This is a genomic window from Aquimarina spongiae, from assembly GCF_900141785.1.
Taxonomy (GTDB): Bacteria; Bacteroidota; Bacteroidia; order Flavobacteriales; family Flavobacteriaceae; genus Aquimarina; species Aquimarina spongiae.
This window is the reverse complement of record NZ_FQYP01000017.1, coordinates 1-22,037: the sequence shown is the minus strand read 5'-3', so window position 1 is coordinate 22,037 and position 22,037 is coordinate 1. Positions and strand designations below refer to the sequence as shown.

Below are 22,037 nucleotides of genomic sequence, written 5' to 3'. Positions count from 1 at the left end.
TCGTTCAATTAAATCACAAGTTAAAGTTTTGGAAAATTCAACATTGATCAATATCCTAAAAACAAGAAGTAATCTTAAGGATAAAGGAATAGTTTTTATTGTTAATGGTGCAACCGAAGATTTTTTATCGTATCATGAATTGTATCATGGGGCAATAGAGGTTTTGTCATATCTGCAACAAGAAGGGTTGAAACCAAAAGAGGAATTGGTTTTTCAGATAGAGGATAATAAAACTTTTATTATTGTTTTTTGGGCTTGCATTCTTGGAGGAATAATTCCTGTTCCAGTTACCATAGGTCAAAAAGATGATCATAGACTCAAGCTGTTTTCGATCTGGAAAGTATTGAACAAACCTCATATCATAGGAAGTACTAAGCAATTACAGCAATTAGAAAAATTTGCAAATAATAATCACTACGAAGAAGTTCTAGAAGAGATTCAATCTAGTTTTGTTGAAGTAGAAAAAACTCTTGAACATAAGGGTAGTGGAGATATTTACCCTGTTGTAGAAGATGATATTGCTTTTATTCAGTTTTCTTCAGGTTCTACTGGTATCCCAAAAGGAGTGGTTCTTACTCATAAAAACCTAATAACGAATGTTACAGATATAAGCAATGCGGCAAAGTATGAAGATAGTGATAGTATGATAAGTTGGATGCCTTTGACTCATGATATGGGAATGATTGGCTTTCATATCAATCCTCTTTTCAAAGGAATGAATCAATACATCATGCCTACAAATTTATTTGTTAGACGTCCTGGTTTGTGGTTAGAAAAGGCTTCTGAACATAAGGTTACTATCCTTTGTTCACCGAACTTTGGTTATAGTTATGTTTTAAAACACTGTTCGAATACTGAAGAGTATCAGTGGGATTTATCCAATGTTAGGGTTATCTATAACGGAGCAGAACCTATTTCCGAAAAAATAGCAAACGAATTCATTAGCTACGGTAGTGTTTTTGGTTTGAATCCTAATGCCATGTGTCCTGTTTATGGATTAGCAGAAGCTAGTCTGGCGGTTACGATGTCAGACATCAATCAAGATGTTATTTCTTGTACCGTGAAAAGAGACAAGTTAGGTTTTGGAGCAGAAGTAGAAATTACGAATGCTGGAAAGGAGAGTGTTTCTTTTGTAAATGTTGGAAAATCAATTGATCACTGTGCGGTCAGAATTACTAATGATGATAATGAAACTTTGAATGAGCAATTCATAGGTCATATTCAAATCCAAGGTAATAATGTAACCTCTGGTTATTATAATAATAAAACTGCTACCGAGGAGGCAATTTCAAATACCTGGTTAAAGACCGGCGACCTTGGTTTTATGTATAATGATTGTCTGTATATAACCGGAAGAGCAAAAGATGTCTTTTTCATTAATGGTCAGAATTATTATTCTCATGATATTGAGAATGCTACATTGGATATTGATGGTATTGAATTAAACAAAATAGTAGTAACGGGGCATTTTAATCCTGATTTACAAAAAGAGGAGGTGATCGCTTTCGTATTTTTTAGAGGAAAAATCGAAAAATTCATTCCACTGCTACAAGAAATAAGAACCAAGGTAAATCTGGATTTTGGATTTGAAATTGATCATATTCTTCCTGTTAGGGATATCCCAAGAACAACTAGCGGAAAATTACAGAGATACAAATTACTCACTCAATTTAAAGAAGGAACATTTAATGAATTAATTGCACAGATCAATGCAGTTACAAACCAGATAAAAGAGGAAAAGGGCAAAGTTTTTATCCCTAAAAGCGAAGAAGAAGAAATAGTACTTTCTGCTTGGAGAAAGGTTTTGAATAAAGAAACTATTGCAATCGATGATAAATTCTTTGAAATAGGAGGAACCTCTCTAAGAGCTGCAGAGTTGGAAATGATTCTCAACAAAGAATTAGGGGTCAATCTTCCATTGGAGCAGCTTTACAATAAACAGACAATAGGTGAATTATTGAGTGTAATAGATCAATTAGAAACTTCTTTTTATGAAGACATTCCTGGGATAAGTAATGACCAGGAGTATCACCCTTTGTCAGCTGCTCAAAAAAGACTTTACTTTTCCTGGGCGATGGATCATAATAGTATTGGATATAATTTACCTTTTGCTATTCAAATTCAGGGAAAGATAGATGAGGAAAAGCTCTCAGATAGTTTACATAAGTTGATAGAGAGACATGATTCCTTGCGAATGTCATTTGAGTTAGACGTAGAACCTAAATTTTATATTCACGAGTCAATTGATTTTGAGTTAGGCATTGTAGAGACAAATGGAGAAGAGCTAGAAAACCAAATTCAATCTTTGGTACAACCATTCAATTTATCACGACCTCCTTTATTTAGAGCACAACTAGTTAAAACCGGAAAAGAGTATCAAGTATTGTTCTTGGATTTTCATCATATCATATTTGATGGAATCTCTGTAGATAATTTTCTAACAGAACTCTTTAGTTTATATAGAGACATTTCTCTACCAAATCTCGATGCTAATTATGTAGATTTTGTGCATTGGGAAAGAAATAAGCATAAGGGGGCAGACTTTCAACTGCACAAGAATTATTGGGAAACTGAACTATCCGGGGATCTACCACTTTTGGAAATGCCTTTGGATGATCAGCGACCGGCAATTTTTGAAACAACTGGAAAAAGACTCGCATTTACATTGGATAACACAATCTCTACTAGACTGAAAGGGTTAGCTCAAGAGAAAGGGTGTACACTACATTCACTTTTGTTTTCAATGTATAGTGTTTTACTTTCTAAATATACCGGACAAAATGATTTAATAATAGGAATTCCTGTAGGGGGTAGGAGGCATCCTAGTTTACAAAGCCTACAAGGAATGTTTGTAAACAACTTACCTATTAGAGTACAGATAGAAGAGGGAATAAAGTTTACAGAGTTGGTAGAGCTTGTTAAACATAGGATCATATCTGCTATAGATCATCAAGACTATCCATTTGAAAAAATGGTACAAAGTCAAAAGGGAGTGAGGGATGTTAGTCGAAATCCTATTTTTGATACGATGTTTTTGTATCAAGATACTGATATTACTAGGCTTGGTTTTGATGGGGTAAAGATCTCTAATTATGATTTTGATCCAGGGTTCTCCAAATTTGACTTGTCCCTCGAAGTATTTAATGGAGAAGATGAAATCAGTTTTGCTTTAGAGTATTCAAGTAAACTGTTTTCTGAAGAAAAAATGGTTCAATTCAACAACCATTTTCGCCTTCTTGTGAATCAAATAGTTCAGAGGCCAGAACTTCGATTAGAGGAATTGGCAACGATAACAGCAAAAGAGTATGCCGATCAAATTGTAAAGTTTAACGCCACTGAAAAGAATTTACCTGAAAAGGAAACAATTCACGAGTTATTTGAAGAAGAGGTAACAAAACATCCACATCGCATAGCGATGGCGTTTGGAGAAAACCAACTCTCATTTGTAGAGTTGAATGAAAAAGCAAACTCGTTGGCATTACGTCTTAAAGAGCTTGTCGACCAGCCAAAAGCAACCGTTGCTATCATCATGGAAAAATCACCAGAGTTTGTTATCAGTGTTCTGGCGGTTTTAAAACTGGGAGGAAACTTTGTGCCGATAACTCCGGATTTGCCACAAGATAGGATCGCATATATACTTGATGATAGCCAGTCTCAGTTAATCGTGACCAGTACTAATTATCAATCTATGGTTTCCGAAATAGCAGGTACTTCAAAAGATGTAAAGAGCGCTGTGGTTTGTGTAGATAACGATTCACTGGATAGAACAACAGACAATCTTAATGTTACTGGTAACTCCAAAGATTTAGCATATATTATCTATACATCTGGAACCACGGGGAACCCAAAAGGAGTGATGATAGAACATGGGTCTCTAATTAATTATATCGATTGGGCTTCAAAAAGTTATGTAAAAGGGGAACAGCTTGCATTTCCTTTACACACTTCAATTTCATTTGATTTAACGATTACTTCCATCTTTACCCCATTGGTATCTGGGAATAAAATCGTTATTTATCATAACAATGATCAAGAGGTATTAATAGAAAAAATATTAAAAGAAAATAAGGTTGACATTATAAAACTCACTCCTTCGCATTTGAGATTAATCACAAAACTAGATACATCTGATATAATTGATAAAGGTTGTCAAGTAAAAAGAATGATTGTTGGAGGTGAAAAATTGGATACTGCCTTAGTAAAAGAGATACGTGGTATTTTTGGCGATAATCTTGAAATTTATAATGAATATGGGCCAACAGAAGCTACTGTAGGTTGTATGATTTATGAGTTTAATGAAAAAGATAACTTTCTTACGGTACCTATTGGAAAACCTATTGCCAACACTCAAATTTATATTCTTGATAAACATCTCAAACCAGTTCCGGTTGGAGTGCATGGCGAAGTATTTGTAGCAGGAAACGGATTAGCTAGAGGTTATATCAATAATCCTTTGATGAACAAAGAGAAGTTTATTGAAAATCCTTTTTCTGAAGGACAGAGAATGTACCGCACAGGGGACTTAGCAAAATTTGTTGACTCTGGAGTAATTGAATATGTAGGGAGAATAGATGAACAAATTAAGATCAATGGCTATCGCATTGAACCAGAGGAAATCAAAAATCAAATATTGTTACACGAAGGTATAGAAACATGCATAATAACAACTTTCAAGAACAACAATACGCAACCTTTGCTTTGCGCATACGTTAAGCATAATGAGAATTACAATGAATCTATAGATGAAATATCACTTAGAGTTTATTTGGCAGAAAAACTCCCTTTTTATATGATTCCTTCTCATTTCATTACCATCAATAAAATACCACTTACAAGTAATGGAAAAGTCGATTACAACGCTCTTCCTTCACCACTTCTAAAAAAAGAAAAGAATACAGATGAGAATGAGAGACTAAATGAGGTTGAAAAAACATCGATAAGTATATGGCAGGAAATCCTGGAAGAAGAGCATATAAGTGTTAGGGATAACTTTTTTGAACTAGGAGGGGACTCTATCAAGGCTGTTCAAATAGCTTCAAGATTGAATGAAGCCGATATTCATCTGAAAGTAAAAGATATTCTAACTTTTCAAACGATAGAGCAAATAATTCTTCAATCAGAATTACAGAACAATTCATATACCCAAGGAGTGATCGAAGGCCAAAGAGATCTTTTTCCGATAGATAATTGGTTTTTTAGTCATGATTTTAACAACAAGAATTACTTCAACCAATCTGTATTGTTAAAATTAAGAAAAGATATTCCTATTACGAAGCTAGAGGAAGCTTTCAGTGCATTAATTCAAGCGCACGATGGTCTTCGTCAAAACTACAATCCAGAAAATGGATTGATGTTCTACAATGCGAACTTGCTTTCTCAGGATTTCAAACTAGAAGTTTTGAACATTTCTGATTCAGGAAATGAACATTTAAAAAATGCATGTTTGAATTTTAAGAACGGTTTTAATATTACTGATGGTTTTTTAATAAAAGCGGCTATTATCAAACAGAAAGGGAAGGCAAATCAATTATTGGTTACTGCACATCATCTTCTTGTGGATGGAGTCTCTTGGAGGATTTTACTCAATGATTTGTTTCAAATATTATCCAAAGGTAAAGACAACGCTTTTCTACAAAAAACAGCTTCATTGATTGATTGGAATGAGGCATTAAAAACCTATTTTACTTCTAAAAATAGGGCCTTAGTTGATGAATATTGGAAAAATCAAGTAGACGAAAAATTTAGAATTCCCTTGGATTTTGATATAGAAAATTGGGAGATGGCGCAGGTAGATAAAGTAAAAGGGAGGTTATCTGCCGAACAAACGTTATTTCTTAACAAGGATGCTCATGATGCATACAGGAGTGATAATTTTACCATTCTACTGTTGGCTTTTACCTTTGCCTTAAGAGATTGGACAGGTGATACAAGTTTTAGCCTAGAATTAGAAAACCACGGAAGAAACCTAAATGAAATTGATGTTTCAAGAACAATTGGTTGGTTTACCTGTTTGTATCCACAAAAAGTAGAGATTAATGATGCTGAAATTGGTTCAAACATCAAAAGAATAAAAGAACAAATCAAAAGGATTCCCGATCACGGAATGGAGTACGGGATTTATAACTATGGAGATCATCAGAAATACCTAGAAGGAAGTTCAATTTCCGAAATCAGATTCAATTATTTAGGACATTTTGGGAATGAGTTGAATAATGATTTTTTTGTTTATGAAGATGTAGATATTGGTTCTGAAATCGATCCTCAAAATAAATTTACTACCAAATTAGAAATCAATTTAATGATTGTAGATGATCATTTAGAAGTTGAATTCATATATAATCAAAACGCACACAAACCATCTACAATTGAATATATCAGGGATCAGTTTTTTATCAATTTAGAGACAATCCTTGATCACATAAAAGCCGAAAAACAAGTACATTTTACCCCTTCTGATTTTGAAGCAGCAAAATTAGATCAAGAGGATTTAGAAGCATTATTTGAATAAAATACAAATTAACACAATGTCCGTTATTGAACAGTAGCTGTCCGAAAACGATACTCTAATTAGATTTTTTTGATTCTTTATCCCAGTTTTTGAAGGGTTTCTAATCATATTTTCTATTGGCATCATCTTTGAATACGGAGCATTAAAACTTAAAACCAAAATGATCTCACATTATCTTTTAATTTTTTATAGGACTTTTTTAAAGAATAAATCTACTTTTTTTATCAACCTATTGGGATTATCCTCTGGATTAATCTGTGTATTTCTAATCTCATTATGGGTAAATGATGAATTGAGTATTGATAAATTTCATGAGCAAAAAGATAACCTCTACCAGGTTATGAGAAGTATTCCATTGGATTTGGAAGGAATAAGTACAGGAGAAATTACTCCAACCTTATTGGGAGAGACTATTGTACGAGAAATCCCAGAGGTGGATAAAGCGGTTACAGCCACTCCTAATGAAGCAATGACGTTTACTTATGAGGACAACAGTTTTAATACACAAGGTAAATGGACAACTCCAGATTTTTTCAATGTTTTTTCGTACGATTTGATAGAAGGGTATAAAGATGAGGTCTTATCGGATAAAAGTTCGGTAGTAATTTCAAGTAAATTGGCTAGAATATTATTTAATTCTACAGATGTCCTTGGAAAAACCGTAGAAATTAAAGATCGGGGAGATTTTGTAGTATCGGGAGTGTTTCAAAAAGTAGACAAATCTTCAGATGATTTTGACTTTTTACTACCAATCAAAGTGCTAACTGATAAATTCCCATCGTTTAGTGATTGGGGAAATAATTATCCAAGAACTTACCTGATTTTAAATAATACCAACAACATAGAAGGATTTAACGATAAAATTACATCGTTAATTCGGAGCAAATCCGAAAGCCAGCAGGAAGCATCATTAACGGCCATTCCTTATGTAGATAAATATTTACACGGAAAATTTGAAAATGGTGTTCAGGTAGGGGGTAGAATCGAATATGTGAGGTTATTTTCAATTGTTGCTATACTCATTCTTATAATAGCTTGTATTAATTTCATGAACTTATCTACTGCAAAAGCGATGAGAAGAATGAAAGAGGTTGGGATTAAAAAGGCTGTTGGTTCTGGTAGATCGCCATTAATTATACAGTACTTCTTTGAAGCAATTTTGATGACACTCATTTCTGTTGTAATAGCCATAGTAATTACGTATTTTATCTTACCCGTTTTTAATCAGATCGCTGATAAAGACTTATCACTTGATTTCGGACCTTATTTTATGTTTTACTTACTATTAGTAGTCTTTATTACAGGACTTTTGGCAGGAAGTTATCCGGCATTATATCTCTCCAGTTTTAGCCCGGCAAATGTTTTAAAAGGAAATATCAAAGGGTCTTTAGGAGAAGTTTTCGCCAGAAAGGGATTAGTGATATTTCAATATGGGATTTCTATTATATTGATCACATCAGTGTTGGTTATATACAAACAAATTGGTTATGTCCAGAATAAAAACTTAGGATACAACAGAGATGGATTGATTTATTTTAATGCAGAAGGCAATGTAAGAAAGCATTTGGAGACGTATTTAGCAGATGTTAAGAACATTCCAGGAGTGAAGAATGCCTCCAGTATGTATTATGATTTTTTCTTTTATCCAAGAACCAACGAATTAGAATGGGAAGGAAAACTACCGGATAGTAAAATCGACTTTAGTGTATTAGTAGTCAATACCAATTTCATCGAAATGTTGGACATGAAAATGAAATCAGGACGTTCCTTTACCAGGGACCATAACTCAGATGTTTCTCGAATTATTTTTAATGAAAAAGCGATAGATGCAATGAATCTGAAGGACCCAATTGGTAAAACCATCAAATTTAGAGGAAAAGAAAAGCAAATTGTGGGGGTAGTTCAGAATTTTCATTTTGAATCCTTGTATAAAGATATAACGCCTTTATTTTTTCTATTAACACCAGAGAATAACGCAAATTCAATAATGGTAAAAATAGATGTTGAAAATCAAAAAAATATAATTGCCAATTTGCAAGATCATTTTAAGGAGTTTAATCCAGGATTTCCCTTTAACTACAAATTTGTAGATGATGAATACCAATCAAAATATGCTTCAGAGCAAAGAGTATCAGTGCTTTCACAATATTTCGCTGGGCTCGCTATTATCATTTCTTGCCTTGGTTTGTTTGGGCTGGCGGCATTCACTGCAGAACGAAGACTTAAAGAAATAGGGATTCGAAAAGCGTTAGGGTCAAGTAACTTTAATATTTTTTATCTACTATCCATAGAGTTTATCAAAATCTTAGTGGTGGCTATTATTATTGCTACACCTATTAGTTACATCATTACAAAAAAGTGGTTAGAAAACTTTTCCTATCGGATCGATCTAGAGCCTACTTATTTTATTTTGGCAGGTTTACTTTCTTTATTCATCGCATTATTTACAGTCGGTTTACAAATTACCAAAGTTGCAAGAGTAGATCCTGTAGATTGTCTTAGAGACGAATAATCATCAACTAAAATCAACTTAGTATTTAATAGTTATATAGTATGGGTAGCTAAATGTTTGTGAGTATAAATTCTCAGACATTTAGTTATTCAATACAATCTTGATATTTCCTTATATCAGGACACTTCTTTCATACCCTCGCGGCAATCAAATGATACTTTCATAAAAAGCGAGCGTATATAATTTTCACAAATTTATTTAGAAGATATGCACTCAGCACAGAAAATCGATAAATCCAATGTTCAGGATATTTTCGAGCTTAACATGGCTCAAAAAGGAATGTTATTTCATTATTTAGAGGATAATGACCAAAATTTGTATAACATACAACTTTCTTTTGTAATCAAAGGGAGTTTAAACGTTGATACATTACAAGAAGCAATTTCGAACGTACAATCTAATAATGAAGTATTACGATCTGTTTTTGAATGGGAGAAAACGAGTAAACCTTTACAGATCGTTCTTAAAGAAAGTACAATCGAATTTAACTATAATGATCTAACAACCAATGTCGATCAAAGTGTATCTTTTGAAATTGATCGTGCAATCAGAAAGGATAGGGAACGTAAGTTTGATCTCAGGCAAGTTCCTTTACGATTTAGTGTTCTCAAGATAGCACAAGAGGAATTTATCTTTATGATTACTCATCATCATATTCTATATGATGGATGGAGTACCGGTATTCTTTTAAAAGAACTCTTTTCTAGCTATTATGATATTGAAAACAGTATAGTTGCCGACACAAGAAAACCAAATTACCGTTCGGTTTTATTAAATATAAAAGAAAGATCAAATGCAGAGGGTAGTGAAGAGTATTGGCAAAAATACCTGGAAGATTACACCATAAAACCTATACCACTTCACAAAGACCAAACCGTTGATCGTATCAAAAAAGAATCAATAAAAGAGGTTCATTCTCAGGTTACTCTGGATCTGATAGATAATCTGGTCTCTGAGCATAGAGTAACCCGGGCTACAATTGTTTATGCGGCATACGGTATCCTTTTGAAAAGGTATTTGAATAGCAATGATGTAGTGTTTGGAACACCAATATCCGATAGAGACTCTGCAGTAAATGGGGCAGATCAGGTGATGGGTAATTTTATTAATACCATCCCTATGAGAATTGCTGATACTGATCATCTAACTATAGCCGAGTATCTAGAACGCGTAAATAAAGAATTTATAGCTCGAAATGAATACAGCAGCACTTCTTACAATGAGATAAAAGAAATGCTGAATCTGAAACCTCAGGATAGTTTGTTTGACTCAATTCTAGTTATAGAAAATTATCCAATTGATTTGAGTGCGATCAATAAAAATGAAGATTTTTCTCTTCGTTTACGATCTACTTATGGAGATACAGGAATTCCTATTGTTATTCATGTTTTCTTTAGAGAAACGTTGGATATTGAAATAATATATCAGAACAAATTAACTGATGAAGGCTTTATTACATCATTTGCAGAACATTTCAAGAATATAATTGTAGAAATGTCAAAAAGTTCTGGGGATACTAACATCGAATCATTAGATCACTTTTTACCTAATGAAAAACAAAAGCTAATCTCTGAGTTCAACAATACTATTGTAGAAAAAAAGGATTCAGAGACTATTTTAGATCTATTCAATAAACAAGTTTTGCATTCGCCCGATGCTATCGCAGTGCAGTACGAGAATGTGCAATGGACTTACAAAGAATTGGATGATTGCTCTAATGAATTAGCACATCAATTATCAAACGAATTTCAAATCCAAAACAATGATTTAATAGGAATTTGTTTAGATCGTAGTGAAAATGTCATCCTATCAATCTTGGGGATATTGAAATCTGGAGCAGCATATGTTCCTATCGATCCAGAATATCCAGCTTCTAGAAAAGAAAATATCATTTCGAATTCGGGAATAAAATTATTGATTTCAGAAATGTATTACATTTTTGACATGGACTATTATGAAGGTCCCAAATTTGCAATTGATGTAGAGTTCGAAAAAGGCAAGTATCAGAACGATCCCGTTCACAACAAAATATCTCCCAAAAATTTAGCATATGTAATTTATACTTCGGGATCAACCGGCACACCTAAGGGGGTGATGATTAATCATAACTCACTTTACAATTATGCTACTTGGGCAAAAGAAAGTTATGTAGGCAAAGATAGAGGTAATTTTCCACTGTATACTTCAATTTCCTTTGATCTTACCGTGACGTCAATTTTTACTCCGTTGATCTCTGGAAATTCTATAATCATATACAAAGAAGAAGGAAAGGAGCCCACAATAAATAAAATAATTAAAGACAATAGGACAGATATTATTAAACTTACGCCGTCTCATTTGAAAGTTATTCGTGATAGTCATTTTTCTGAAGAAGAAGACATGATTTTTACTAAAAAGTTCGTAGTTGGTGGAGAGAAATTGGATACTGCTCTGGCTAGAGATATTTTTCAAAAATTTCAAGGAAAAGCAAAAATATACAATGAGTATGGCCCTACAGAAGCTACGGTAGGTTGTATGATTTACGAATATGCCGAAACAGAGACAAGTCTTTCTGTACCCATAGGTAATCCTATAGTAAATACACAAATCTATATTCTGGATAGACAATTAAGACCTATGCCAATAGGAGTTCCTGGCGAACTTTATGTGAGCGGTAATGGTGTAGCCGATGGATATATCAATAAGCCAGATTTAACTGCAGAGAAATTTCTTGAAAACCCATTTGTTGAGCATCAGAAAATGTATAAGACGGGAGATGTGGTTGTTAAGAACCCAAATGGTCAAATAGAGTTTATAGGCCGACAAGATTATCAGGTTAAGATTAGAGGATATAGAATTGAATTAGGCGAAATAGAAAATGTGCTTTTGGATTGTGATGAAATTTTAGAAGCAGTGGTTACTGTAAAAGAACAAAATAATGATCCATTCTTATTGTGTTATTACACTTCTAGTACCAATTTACAACCATTAGAACTTAAAAAACTATTAGAAGAGAAGTTACCTCAATATATGGTTCCTTCACAGTTCGTTTTGCTTGATAGCATGCCACTTACGATCAATGGGAAGTTAGATAAAAAAGCACTTCCAGATCCAAATACGTTGACGAGTTCCTCAAGTGATTTTATAGCGCCAGAAACAGAGCTGGAAAAAGAGTTAGAAGTCTTATGGCAAGAGATTCTGGGTGTTTCGAACATCGGGGTCAATGATGATTTTTTCACCTTGGGAGGACATTCTCTTTCTGCAACTCGATTGGCAAGCAAAATTAAAAAGGAATTGGAAGTAGAAATTTCTATAAATGACTTGTTCGAGCACACCACAATACGGCAACAATCTATTTTTATAGAAAACCAAGAAAAATTATCACTTACCAAAATTTCTTGCGTAAAGGATAAACCTCAATATGTGCCACTATCATTTGGCCAGGAAAGACTTTGGTTTATCGATCAGTTCGAAGGTTCGCAACATTACCATATGCCAATTATTCTGGAGGTAGAAGAGAATTTTGATATTGATGTTTTTCAAAAGGCTATGACAATATTGGTGAATAGACACCAACCGTTAAGAACCGTTTTTGATACCAAGGAAGGGAAACCATATCAACGTATTCTTCCTGAAAATCAATGGCAAATCGAAAGCGAAGGAAATATTGAAAAATTATCTCCAGAAGAGGTAGATCAACTTATAACCGAAAACATACAAGAACCTTTTGATTTGTCAAAAGATCACAAAATTCGAATTAAGGCTTTAAAAGGGAAGAAAGGTTATGAAAAATTAATCATGGTGATACATCATATCGCTTTTGATGGATGGTCCGTACCCATTTTTAAAAATGAACTCTCTTTAATTTATGCTGCTTTGATCAATGGGAAAGATGTTGAACTCGAAAATTTACCTATTCAATATTTGGATTATAGTATTTGGCAAAATGAATATCTGGGAGACGAAAGTTTTAAGGAAGGTTTGCAGTATTGGACTATTAAACTAAAAGATCTAGATCCTTTAGAAATCCCCACTGATTTTAATAGAACCAAGAAAAGTTCTTATCAAGGAGCAAATTATAAGTTTTCGATTCCAAAATCGGTGAGTCAAGGACTGACTAAGATTTCACAAGATGAAAGTGTATCGCTTTTTATGGTCTTGTTGTCTGGTATTAAAATTTTACTATCCAAGTATACAGGACAATCTGATATATGTGTGGGAGCACCTGTTGCAAATAGGGAACAAATTGAAGTGGATCAATTAATAGGGTTTTTTGTTAACACTTTAGCTCTTAGGACTTTTGTGGATGAGGAGCAAACATTTTTGGAGTTGCTTCATATAATTAGAAACACCACACTTGAGGCACAGAAATACCAGCAAATACCATTCGAAAAAATAATAGATAATGTAGTAGATAACAGAGATCTGAATAGAAGTCCATTGTTTCAGGTGATGCTAATTTTGCAAAACGAGGAAAACTTATCTGAAATAAATCTAGGTAATACTACCTTAACCAAGGCAGCTGGAGTACATAACAATGTAGCCAAATTTGAATTGACTTTTGATGCTACTCAAACTTCGGATGGCATTGAATTCATAATTAATTACAGAACTGAACTTTTCAAAGAAGACACGATTAAAAGTCTATCGCGATATCTTCAGAATTTACTCGAGGCAGTAGCGACAAGACCGGAAGAAAAAATATACAAACTACCTGTGACTTCTGCAGAGGATCATGATATACTTCATAATTTTAATGAAACCGAGGTGGCCTACCCCGAATACAATACCATATTAGAGTTATTTGCAGAACAGGTAAAGTCACAGCCAAAAGCCACGGCAGTAGTATTTGGTGAAGAAAGTTTAAGTTTTGAGGACCTTAATGTACGTTCTAATCGTTTGTCAAATTTATTGATTAACAAGGGGGTAACTCCTGAAACTATAATTCCAATCTGTATCGATCGGTCATTGGAAATGATGATTGGAATTTTGGCAATTTTAAAATCCGGAGGTGCATATGCTCCAATAGATCCAGAATACCCAAAGGATCGTATAGATTTTATTTTAAAGGATGTGGATTCTGAATTTGTAATCACTCAAAGCAAATACAAACATCTTTTCATTACACAGGAACCTATCTGTATAGACCAACAAGAAATATATATCCAGGAATCGGGTAAACCATCTGGAGTGTTATTGAGTAACGATGATTTGGCATATGTAATTTATACTTCAGGAACCACAGGTAAACCTAAAGGAGTCATGAACCAGCATTCGGGAATACTGAATAGATTATTGTGGATGAGAGATTATTTGGGAGTAACCAAAGATGACGTTATACTTCAAAAAACGACATTTTGTTTTGATGTTTCTGTGTGGGAACTGTTACTGCCGTTAATTACAGGAACCAGATTAGTTTTTGCTAAGCCAGATGGTCATAAAGATCCTATGTATTTACAGGAACTCATTCAAAAGGAACAAATATCAACAATGCATTTTGTACCATCGATGTTGTCGGTGTTCTTAACCCAATTGCATCAAGGCAATTGCAAAAGTCTGCAAAATGTAATTTGTAGCGGAGAAGAACTAAAATCATCAACCGTAAAAGAGTTTAGAGCCAAACTTCCTGAGGTTAATCTTTATAATTTATATGGACCTACAGAAGCAGCAATTGATGTAACAGCGATAAATCTTACCGAGAATACAGAGTTTTCGAACGTAGTTCCGATCGGGAAACCTGTTGCCAATACAAAAATTTATATCGTAGATAAGTATAAAAATAAGCTTCCAATCGGTATTGCAGGAGAACTTTTGATAGGCGGTATACAAGTCGCTAGAGGGTATTTGAATAGAGACGAATTGACCAAACAAAAATTTATTGCTGATCCGTATGAAAAAGAAAGCTCTTACCAGCTATATAAAACAGGAGACCTTGCAAAGTGGCTTCCAGATGGAAACATTGAGTTTTTAGGAAGGATAGATACTCAAGTTAAAATTAGAGGATATCGAATTGAACTAGGAGAAATAGAAGCAACATTAGAACAGATCACCTCGGTTCAACAAGCTGCGGTTATCAAAATAGAAGATAAAAACGGAGATGCAATCCTTGGCGCATATGTGGTAATGAACGAAAAGGAATTTGATGCCAAAAAGATTTTGAACACCTTAAAAGAACAACTACCTGAATATATGATTCCCTCTACAATCATGAGATTAGAAGAGATACCTTTAAATCATAATGGGAAGCTGGATCGTAAAAGGTTACCGAAACCAGAGTATACTTCAGTACTCACTACACAGTATGTGGCGCCAAGAGATGCAGTAGAAATTAGGATTGCAGAGATATGGAAAGGGTTTTTAAATATAGATCGAATCGGAGTTTACGATAACTTTTTTGAACTAGGAGGGCATTCCTTGTTAGCTGTAAGAGTATTATCGGTTATGAACAAGGAGTTTTCTGTGCATATATCTATCCAAAGATTTTTTGAACTAGGCAATTTAAGTGAGCTTGGAAAATATATTCGTGTGATTTCTTCATTACATAAAAAAGATGAAGTGACCAATGGTATTACTATCGAACTTTAAAAACTACTAAGAAATGATAAATGAATTAAGTATAGAAACTGATGTAATATCTTTCTTAGAAGATGCTTCAAAGAAAGGAATAACCATCTTTTTACAAGGAGAAAAATTAATGCTTACTGTAAAAGAGGGCGTTGAGGTTTCTCCATCCGATATCGAAACATTTAGAGAAAGAAAAGAAGAAATTAGAGAGTTCTTACTCAATGAAACCGTAAATAGTTCTGAGGATGGTAAATATTCAAGAATCAAACCGTTTCCAAGAAATGAAGATGATAGAATCCCTCTTTCTTTTGCTCAAGAAAGACTGTGGTTAATTGATAATTATGACGGTAGCGTACATTACCATATTCCAGCAATGTTCTCTGTCGATAATGAAATTGACGAGCATATTTTGGAATCTACATTCAACAAAATAGTCAATCGTCACGAAAGTCTACGAACTGTTTTTTATCAAGAAAAAGGACATCTTTTTCAACAGATACTTTCTAAAGATCAATGGAAACTTTCTTATGTTGAAGCCTCAAAGACTTCTTTGTCCGAAGACCAAATTGTAGAAAATTTGGTGTACCAACCTTTTGATCTTTCTTCGGATCATATGTTAAGAGTTACCTTATACAAAAGAATAGATAACACTTTTCTTCTTATTATCGTAATGCATCATATCGCTGCAGATGGTTGGTCACTTCCAATTTTTGCCAAAGAAATGATGGAGATGTATAATGCCGAATTAGAAAATCGACCTGTAGCGTTACCAGAATTAGAGATACAATATGCGGATTATGCAAATTGGGAAAGACAATATTTAAAGGAGGAGAAACTTGAAGAAAAACTATCTTTTTGGAAGAACCACCTTTCTGGAATAGAGCCTGTTAATCTCCCTTCAGATTATCCCAGATTTTCAGAAAACAAAGGAACAGGTAAAACTATTACGATTCCGATAAGCGCATCCCTAACACAAGAACTTGAAAAAGTAGCAAAAAACCAGGAGGTAACAATGTACATGTTACTGCTAGCGGCTTTTCAGGTACTTTTATCAAAATATACAAGCCAAAAAGATATAAGTATTGGAACTCCTGTGGCCAATCGATTTGACCCAGATATCGAATCCTTGATAGGATGCTTTGTAAATACATTGGTGTTAAGAACAAATATCAGCACAGAAAAGGCTTTCGTAGATCAGCTTCAACAAGTTAAGAAAACAACTTTACAGGCTTACGATCATCAAGATATACCTTTTGGACTATTAGTCAACAATTTATCGACACAAAGGGATAGTTTTGAAAATTCATTATTTCATATCATGTTTGCTTATGAAAATAATGATGAAGTTCCAAGCATATCTCTTGGGAATGCTAACTTATCCTTACAATCGTTAGAATATAATGTTTCCAAATTTGATCTTACCCTTACGGTAGATAAAACTCCTGATAGTTTGAATGCCGTATTCGAATATCGAGATGATTTGTTTTCGGCTATTACCATTGAAAGATTTGGAACATATTATTTGAGAGTACTATCTCAAATTGCAGAAAGACCCTTTAAAAAGGTAAAAGATATTGATCTACTTTCAGAAAAAGAGTATCAACAAATCTTGCTTGTTAATAATGAGAACAATGAAGTAAAAGATGTCGAAAAATATAATTCAACCATAGATCTTTTCACCGAACAGGTTAAACTAAATCCATTTGCCAAGGCACTTGAGTTTTTCAACTCAGAGCTTAGTTATGCAGAATTAGATGCTAAATCCAATGGTCTTGCTAATACTCTAATAAATCAAGGGGTCACTTCGGGTAATTTAGTCCCTATATGCGTAGAAAGATCTATTGATATGATTGTAGGGATTTTAGGAATCCTAAAAGCAGGAGCAGCATATGTGCCTATAGATTCGTCTCTTCCAAATGAACGTATAGAATATATTTTAAAAGATACCCAAGCCGATATTGTACTCACTCAAGATAAATACCAAGACCTTTTCGAAATTCCAACGATTGTTCTAGATCAGATAGAATACTTCAAAGAGGCCTCTTTTGATTTGAAAGAAGTAGTAATCAATAAAGATGATGTCGCTTATATCATTTATACATCTGGTTCTACCGGTAAACCAAAAGGAGTAATGGTCACTCATGAATCTGTGGTGAATCTGATATGTTCTCAAAGGTCGTATTTTGGAGTGAACTCAACGGATAAGATCTTACAATTTTCAAGTATCAGCTTTGATGCTTCTGTAGAGCAAATATGGCTCGCATTTGCCACAGGTGCAACTTTAGTGTTAATAGACAAAGAAACTATTATTGACAATGTCAATTTTAACAAGTACATACAGGATCATAACATTACTCACTTACATGCTACGCCGACCTATTTAAATGGTTTACAATTAAATTATCAGCCAAGTTTACGACGTGTCGTTTCTGGAGGAGAAGAATGTAGCTCCGAATTGGTGAATCAATATGTAAACGATTATGATTTTTATAACGAATATGGGCCTACGGAAACCACTGTAACTTCATTAATAAGGAAGGTAGAACACGAATTTCCGGTAGGTTCAAAGATTCCGATTGGAATTCCGATTGGTAATACCAAAGCCTACATATTAGATGAGAATTTTTCGGTATTGCCTATTGGCTCTGTTGGAGAATTATTCCTATCAGGAAAAGGAGTTACTAAAGGGTATTTAAATAACAAGGAATTAACCAATAACAGGTTTGTCGAAGATCCATTTGAAACTGGAGAACTGATGTATAGAACTGGGGATCTCGCAAGATGGACAAACAATAATGAACTAGAGTTTTTTGGGCGAATTGACGAACAAGTAAAGATTCGAGGATATCGAATAGAACTCGGAGAAATTGAATCGGTACTCGAAACGTTAGAAGAAGTTCAACGATCTGTAGTGCTCGTTCATGAAGATGAGAAAGGACTAAAGAAATTAATTGGTTATGTGGTTGCAGAAGGAGGTTTTGACAAAAATCAAATAACAGAACAATTAAAGGAGAAATTGCCAAATTATATGATTCCAGCTTTTCTTGTTCAAATAGAAGAAATTCCTTTAACCTCCAATGGGAAAGTTGATAAACGAAAGCTGCCTAAACCAATAATTGATGAAATATTAACCACGGAGTTTATAGCACCCCAAAGTAAAATTGAACGAGAGATAGCTACAATATGGCAGGAGTTATTAGGGGTAGATCAGATCGGGATCAATGATAATTTCTTTGAATTAGGAGGAGATTCTATTATTGCAATTCAATTTGTAAGTAGAGCAAAGGAAAAAGGTCTGTTTTTTAGAACCAAAGACATTTTTAATTTTCAAAATATAGCAGAACTTTCAAGTCATCTTCGAGAAAATGATGAAATAAAATCTGAACAAGGACATCTGGAGGGAGAAGTAACTCTTGGGCCAATTCAAGAGCACTTTTTTCAAACTAATTTTCTTCAAAAAGATCATTATAATCAGTCTATACTCCTTAATGTCGATAAAAAAATCAACGATTTACAGTTGAAAGAAAGTATAGATTTTCTAATGCTTCAACATGATGCATTACGCTTTTCATATGATTTTTCAGAAGGAGATATTCCAACGCAACACTATGGGAATTACAAAGGCGAACTCGAGATTGTAGATATTAATGAAACAGATAATTTTCATGAAAAGTTAGAGGCGGTTTGTGAAAAAAATCAAACGAGTTTATCTCTTGAAAAAGGCGAGTTAGTAAGATTTGTAATGTTTAAGACTCCTGAAAAAGAGGAATATAATCGATTGTTTATTGTGGCTCATCACATTGCAGTAGATGGAGTTTCCTGGAGAATTATTGTTGAAGATTTATCTGAGATAATAGGTACTCTGATTAATGGTGCAAAAATACAACCATATGCAAAAACCACATCCTTCAGAGAATGGCAAAACTGTCTATTCAAATATTCTAACAGTAGTTTATTGAACAATGAAGCCAAGTATTGGGAAGATATACTTGAAAAATTTAAACCTTTGCCAGTTGATTTTAAATCAGACCAAGTATCGAAGCAAAAAGATATCAAGGAAGTAAAGATCAAACTTTCTTCCGAATATACAAATGCGTTGTTACAACAAACCAACCAAGCTTATAATACAGAAATAAATGATGTACTTATAAGTGCACTAACAAGAACAATTTGTAAGTGGACAGAACAAACGGATTTTGTTCTTGCTTTAGAAGGTCATGGTCGAGAAGAGATAGCTGAAGATGTTGATCTGAGCAAAACAGTAGGGTGGTTTACAAATATTTACCCTGTATTATTATCTTATTCGGATGATTATACACTACCTGAATTAATTACTGAAGTAAAAGAACAGTTAAGAAAAATCCCTAACAAGGGTTTAGGATTTGGAGTATGTTCTAAATATCAGAATAAAATAAATGAGTTAAATACATTCGAGTCATTTGATTTTCAGGAGTTAATATTTAATTATCTTGGGAATTTTGATAGGGTTTCTACATCAGAAGATTTCTTGAGTTGGGCAGAGGAAAGTGCAGGGAATAATATAAGTGACGCTAACCAAAATCTTCATAAGATCATGGTTAGTGGGATGGTTACCAATGGAGTTCTGGAAATGATATGGGCATATGATACAACAAAGTACCATGCAAATACTATTCAATATCTAGCGGAAAGTTTTCAGGAGAATTTAGAGCATATTATAGAACATTGTTCAGAACTTGAAAAAAATGTAAAGACTCCAGATGATTATGGACTTACTGAGGTTACTACTAATACTCAATTAAATGAGTTCTTTGATAAGAAAGCCGAAAAAGGATTAGTAGATATATATAAGTTGAGTCCGTTGCAAGAGGGAATACTTTTTCACAGTTTGTATAACCGAGACTATAATGCTTATGTTGTACAGATCAGTTGTGATTTAACAGGAGACCTTAATTTAGAATATTTTAGACGTGCTTGGGGAGAGATAGTTGCCGCTCATAGTATCCTAAGAACAGGGTTTTTCTCTGATGTATTTGATACTCCGGTACAAGGGGTTTTTGAAAATGCTTTATTGTCATTGGAAGTACTGGATTATAGTCAATATAATCAGGAAGAACTAAATGTCGCAATTTCTGATTTTTTAAAAGTCGATGCGCAAACTCCGTTCGATCTTGAAACTCCTCCTTTGATGAGAATTACTTTGTTGAAGTTATCTTCTACAAAGACAAAAATGATAATTACAAATCATCACTTACTTTGGGATGGTTGGTCATTCCCAGTTCTTGTAAATAAATTTGTCGAAGGCTATTCTCAACTAATTAATGTGGAAGAGATAGATCCAATAGAAATTGATAATTACAGAGATTATATCGATGCTATCGATAGAAAATCAAAATTAAAAACCAATACCTATTGGGCTGATTATTTATCTAATATCCAAAAACCTACTGTTTTACCTTTTATCAGAACTTATGAGGATAAAAATATACAGGAAGAAAATAAAAAATATGGTTTTTCAATAAATAAAGAGATATACACTGCTCTTTTAGATTTTACTCAGCGTCATCATCTAACTCTTAATACGATAGTTCAAGGTGCCTGGGGATTTTTATTATCTAGATATACAAATTCTAATCATGTAGTTTTCGGAGCGACTGTTTCGGGAAGAATTCCTGAAATTATCAATATTGAAGAAAGAGTTGGTTTATATATTAATACACTTCCAGTCTGTTCTATTATTGAAGGAGAGTCTTCTATTGTAGATTGGCTTACTACTCTTCAAAAAGGGCATACATCCTCTAGAGAATATAGTCATTCATCGTTGGTTGAAATCCAAGATAGTATTGGGGTAAGGGGAGATTTGTTCGATACGATTGTCGTGTTTGAGAACTACCCTTCTAGTGCTAGTGAAGATAGTCTTTCGGGAATTGTTATTGATAATGTACAGGTGAAAGAACAAACCAACTATCCACTATCAATAGCAGTGTCTATTGAAGAAGCATTAAAGATTGACCTTAGCTATAACCCATCGGTACTCAATGAAGAGATAGTTTTAATGATAGGGAACCAATTACAAGAGGTAATAAACTCAATCGTGAATATAGAAACTGAGAAAGTTAATGATATTGAGTATCTCTCTGCTACAGATAAAGAGGATTTGTTGTACTCTTTTAATGCTACAGATATAGATTATGGAGAAGCTGATAGTTTTCTATCATTGTTTGAGGCTAGTGTAGCTTCTTCACCGGATGGTATTGCCTTAGTTCATGGAGATTTAGAAATGAGTTATGGAGATTTAGATGCACGTTCTACTCGTTTGGCGCATTACTTAAGAGATGCCCATGGTGTTTGTTCCGGTTCTTATGTTGGTCTTCAGCTACCACGAGGATTTGATATGATGGTTTCGATTTTAGGGATTCTAAAATTAGGCTGTGCCTATGTTCCTTTGGATTTGAGTAATCCGGCTTCTCGTTTGTCATATATTGTATCGGATAG

The 22,037-nt window shown here is 33.8% G+C and carries 4 protein-coding genes; all 4 read left to right on the top strand.

Going from position 1 to position 22,037, the window contains the following annotated elements:
* Positions 1-28: 28 nt before the first annotated feature.
* Positions 29-6,508 carry a non-ribosomal peptide synthetase gene (locus tag BUE24_RS23210; protein WP_073322079.1) on the top strand — a complete coding sequence of 2,160 codons (6,480 nt, stop codon included), beginning with the start codon at positions 29-31 and terminating at the stop codon, positions 6,506-6,508.
* 160 nt (positions 6,509-6,668) lie between these two features.
* A complete protein-coding gene (locus BUE24_RS23205; protein ID WP_073322076.1) occupies positions 6,669-9,020 on the top strand; it encodes an ABC transporter permease in 2,352 nt (783 codons plus the stop codon).
* 207 nt (positions 9,021-9,227) lie between these two features.
* Positions 9,228-15,584: a non-ribosomal peptide synthetase gene (locus BUE24_RS23200; RefSeq protein ID WP_073322073.1), complete on the top strand. Its 6,357-nt coding sequence runs from the start codon at positions 9,228-9,230 to the stop codon at positions 15,582-15,584.
* Positions 15,585-15,597: 13 nt separating this feature from the next.
* A partial coding sequence (locus BUE24_RS23195; protein WP_139242102.1) for a non-ribosomal peptide synthetase occupies positions 15,598-22,037 on the top strand: 6,440 nt, incomplete at its 3' end.